Source organism: Aliiglaciecola litoralis (assembly GCF_039523355.1).
Taxonomy (GTDB): domain Bacteria; phylum Pseudomonadota; class Gammaproteobacteria; order Enterobacterales; family Alteromonadaceae; genus Aliiglaciecola; species Aliiglaciecola litoralis.
The window spans coordinates 1-813 of sequence record NZ_BAAAFD010000047.1; the positions used below are offsets into that span (position 1 = coordinate 1).

1 protein-coding gene is annotated in these 813 nt (G+C 47.1%); it reads left to right on the plus strand.

Annotated elements, in window-relative coordinates; all coding sequences use genetic code 11:
* On the plus strand, positions 1-813 hold an 813-nt coding region (locus tag ABD036_RS19110), incomplete at both ends, for a S8 family peptidase (RefSeq protein ID WP_343862799.1).

The window sequence follows — 813 nt, forward strand, 5'->3', positions numbered from 1 at the left end:
TTGCCAGCAGCCTTCAAAGCGAAAACGGTAAATACAACGGTATGGCACCAGATGTGTACTTGTTGTCAGTTAAAGCATTTGATGGCACCGGCAGTGGTAGCTATACCAATGTATTGGATGGTTTGAACTATATTTATCAAAACCGCGCTAGATACCGCATTCGTGTGGTGAACTTGTCGTTAGGTGCAGACGTGCAGTCTACCTACTGGAACGATCCGATTAACCAAGCGGTAATGCGTTTGTGGGATGCTGGTGTGGTTGTCGTGACCTCTGCAGGTAACTCTGGTTCAGATTACGGCAGCGTCACCGTGCCAGGTAACAACCCATATGTTATCAGCGTTGGTGCTGTGACCGATAACTTCACAGAATCGAATTTCTCAGATGACCGTATCACCACGTTCTCATCTAAAGGACCCACCTTTGAAGGCTTCGTGAAGCCAGAAGTGGTTGCTTTTGGTGGTCACGTTCGTTCGAAAATGAACAAGGGTCTGCTGACTAACCAAAACTTGGTTGAAGATGACTTAGGTGAAGACTATTACCAGATATCAGGTACCTCACAAGCTGCGGCTGTGGTTTCAGGTACAGTGGCGTTGATGCTTCAGTACAACCCGTACTTAACGCCGGATGATGTGAAATGTCGTTTGATGGACAGTGCCTCTCAGCTAAGAGATCCAGCCACAGGCAAGACCTATGATCCACTGACTCAAGGCTCAGGATTGATCAATGCATATGCTGCGGTAATGAGTCAAGCCAGTGGTTGTGCCAACGTAGGCTTGGATATTCAAGCAGACTTGAATGGTGTTCAACACTTTA